2 protein-coding genes and 2 pseudogenes are annotated in these 3,196 nt (G+C 71.8%); 1 reads left to right on the forward strand and 3 read right to left on the reverse strand.

The window, feature by feature from the left end; all coding sequences use genetic code 11:
* Positions 1–315: pseudogene (locus I53_RS06335) on the forward strand (N5,N10-methylene tetrahydromethanopterin reductase); the annotation flags it as partial.
* On the opposite strand, the gene I53_RS06340 reads toward I53_RS06335, so the two are convergent.
* The 3 genes and pseudogenes from I53_RS06340 to I53_RS06350 all read right to left on the reverse strand — a co-directional run.
* A complete protein-coding gene (locus tag I53_RS06340) occupies positions 303–1,517 on the reverse strand; it encodes a transporter substrate-binding domain-containing protein (RefSeq protein ID WP_043347999.1) in 1,215 nt (404 codons plus the stop codon). The pseudogene I53_RS06335 and the gene I53_RS06340 overlap by 13 nt on opposite strands.
* Before the next feature lies 1 nt (position 1,518).
* Positions 1,519–2,541, reverse strand: coding sequence for a helix-turn-helix domain-containing protein (locus I53_RS06345; protein WP_251982241.1), 1,023 nt, complete (start codon positions 2,539–2,541; stop codon positions 1,519–1,521).
* A 376-nt stretch (positions 2,542–2,917) separates the two neighbouring features.
* Positions 2,918–3,196: pseudogene (locus I53_RS06350) on the reverse strand (response regulator); the annotation flags it as partial.

Here is a 3,196-nt window from a genome sequence, read left to right on the forward strand (position 1 = left end):
GACCTCCTGGCCGAATTGCAGCTCGGCGGCCGCTACCCGGTGCTCACCGGCGACGCGGTCGCCATCGCCGACGAGCTCCAGGCCTGGATCGAGGAGGGCGAGGTCGACGGCTTCAACCTCAGCCGGATCGTCGTGCCGGAGAGCTTTTCCGACTTCATCGACCTCGTGATCCCGGAACTGCAGGATCGCGGCCTCTACAAGACCGCCTATGCCGAGGGTTCGCTGCGGGCGAAGCTCTTCGGCCAGGGCGACCGGCTGCCCGCGCGACACCCGGCCGAGGCCCACCGCCACCGCGGCGCGCCTCAGCGATCCTGAGCCTCGCCGCTCTCGGAGCCGAACCAGCGGCTGTAGATCTCGTCGTAGCGGCCATCCTCCCTGAGGCCGAGGAGGGCTTGGTTGACGCGCTTGCGCCGGGGGTCGTTCGCCGCGAACAGGATGCCGTAGGCCTGCCGGTTGAAGGCCGGCCCGATCAGGCGCAGCGGCGCGTGGCCGGGCTGCGTCGCGTAGTAGCTCAGGGCGGGGGCATCGTAGACCACCGCGGCGACCGTGCCGGCCTGCAGGGCCGCGCAGGCCTCCTCCAGGCTCGCGAACCCCACCGGCGTGGCGAAGTGGTCCGCCAGATAGGCGACCGACGTGGTGTGGGCGACCGTGCCCACCCGCTTGCCCGGCAGGTCCTGCGGGCCGTTGATCGCGCCGCGCAGGCGCTCCACCGTCGCCGTGCTGGTCAGGCCGGCGGTGAACCACGCCACCAGGGCGATGCAGGTGAACAGCCAGACCACCGTGATGGCCCGCGCGAGGGGGCTGCGCGGCATCTCCTCCGCCTGCGCGGCGAGGCTGCTCAGCGCCCACCAGAGGACATGGGCGAAGCCGTGCGCCGGCCGGGCCCGCGCCGCCATGCCGCCGGGATGGCGGCGTTCGAGCCACCAGATCAGCGCCGCCACCGCGAGGATGAGGGCGGCGAGCCCCAGGAGGACCTGCAGGAAGGTGGCGTCGCTCAGGAGCGCCCGGAGGGCCCGGCCGGTGGCCGAGCCGGTCGCGTCCGGCGCCGCCGGGACGGCGATGCGCAGGCCGGTCTCCAGCATCGTGACCGAGAAGTCGAACCGCCGCTCGCGCTCCGCGGTGATCGACACCGCCGCGATGGCGAGGTCCGCGCGCCCGTCCGAGACCGCCCCGAACAGCGCCGGCAGGTCGTCGACGCGGACGAAGGCGGTCCGGACGCCCAGCTCCCGGGCGATGGCGTTCCAGAGATCGATGCTGAACCCGCGCAGCCGGCCCTCCGCCTCCATGACCAGGGGCGGCACCGGATGCGTCGCGACCCGCCACGTCTCGGGATCGTTCGTGCGGAGCGCGAGGGACGGCCCCTCCGACACGCCCTCGGATGCCGCCCGAGCCGTGTCCCGGGTCTCGGCGCGCAAAGGGTCCGCGGCCACCGGCACGGCGGCCGCGAGGCAGAGGCAGAACGCCACGACGCCCGCAGGCGCGACGGCGCGCCGTCGACCGGTGGACGGGCGCGGCATGTCAGAGGCTCTCGATCCAGTTGCGCAGGACGGCCCCGGGCGCGGGGTCGGGGTGGGCGTCCAGGCGCTGGGACGCATCGCTGGGGATGAAGCCGAACCGGCGCTTGAACGCCCGCCGGAAGGTCCGCTCGTCCGAGAAGCCGACCGCGAAGGCGACCTGCGAGATGCGCAGGGGCTTGGACGCATCGTCGCGCACGAGCATCCGCATCGCCGCCATCAGGCGCCGGTCGCGGATATACGCCACGATGCCGTTGGGGGCGAACAGGCGGTACAGGGTCGAGCGCGACAGGCCGAGCCGCGCCGCGACCAGGGCGGGCGTCAGCTTCGGGTTGCCGAGTTCCGCCTCGACGAGGCGGCGGACGCGGATCCGGACGTCCTGGTTCTGGGACGGGCGCCCCTCCTCCTGGCCGCGCAGCCAGCTGGCGCAGAGCTGGGTGATCGCCGTCGAGGCCGCCAGGGCCTCGCGCCGGTCGAGGAGGTCGCCGCAGGCGACGACGTTGGCGACGAAATTGTGGACCAGCCGCCCGAACGGGTCGCCGTCATGGTCGAGGGGGCGGCCGTGCAGGGCGTCCGGGTGGCAGCCCTGCTTCTCCAGAAGCGCGCGGGGGATCACGACGTTGGTGGCGTCGACCGCGCCCGCGACGATGCGCGGGGGCTGGGCGAGATCGAAGACGATGCACTGGACCTCGTCAACGGGGCCGGTGCCGTGATCGGTCTCCACGCGGCTCTGCCCCCGGCGGTAGAACTGCAGCAGGATGTGATCCAGGCCTTGCTGGCCGATCATCTCCCGCGTCCGCACAAGGGTGTGCGCCGGCGCCACCACGTCGCCGACCAGCAGGTCGCCGAGATGGTAGCTGCGCATCGCGATCGGGATGGTGAGATCGGTCTCCGGGCGGAAGCTCACGTCGAAGATGGGCGCGAGATGGTCCTGCCAGGCCCGGCCGAGCGCCTCCGGATCACCGGGCGGCTCGAACCGCAGGCAGGCGACCTCGCCGCCCGGAGCGGCGCCGCCGGCTGGTGCCACGTCCGGGTCCCGGTTTCTCTCCTCGGAAGACATACGTGGAGCCTGACACCTGCTGTTAGCGCGACCGATGAAGAACGAGGGCCTGCCCCAAGGTGACGCGTGGCAACGCGGTCGGGTCGTCCCGCACGTTAGCCGCGTCCATCCGGACAGTCCTCCTATCTCCCGCCGACCCGAGCAGCTGTACACTGTCGTTTGTCGCTGCGGCGTGCGATTCGACGCAGGTGTCGCCCGACCGGGCCGCAGCGGGCCCAGCATCGGAGGATTCTGACCTGCGCGCCGGTGGGATGGTTCCTTCCGTCTCAGAAAGGGGGATCCCCGTTTCAGAATGTTGCGCGCGGCGCAGAGTGTGGCTGCAATGTGATAGTTCGTTAAAGCCGATGATCTCGTTGACGCCGAGCGCCACCGCACGGTCGACCACGTTCCGGCGCGGCTGGGCCAGCATCAGGATGATCGGGATCGTGGGGCAGGGAGAGGTGGTCGGCGTCCGCGCGAGCCGGATGAACTCCTCGCCCGACAGGATCGACAGGTCCCAGTCGATGATGCTGATATCGGGTTTGCTCTCGGCCAGCACGCCCAGCGCCTCCGCCCCGTCCGGCGCCTCCAGGACCCGCTTGATACCGACGCGCATCAGCATGTCGCGCACGATTCGGCGGAT

The sequence above is a fragment of the Methylobacterium sp. B1 genome, assembly GCF_000333255.1.
Classification (GTDB): Bacteria; Pseudomonadota; Alphaproteobacteria; order Rhizobiales; family Beijerinckiaceae; genus Methylobacterium; species Methylobacterium fujisawaense.

Bases quoted from the DNA above. Each gene is read 5' to 3' on its own strand.
- I53_RS06340 (WP_043347999.1), bottom strand. From the start codon at position 1,517: ATGCCGCGCCCGTCCACCGGTCGACGGCGCGCCGTCGCGCCTGCGGGC.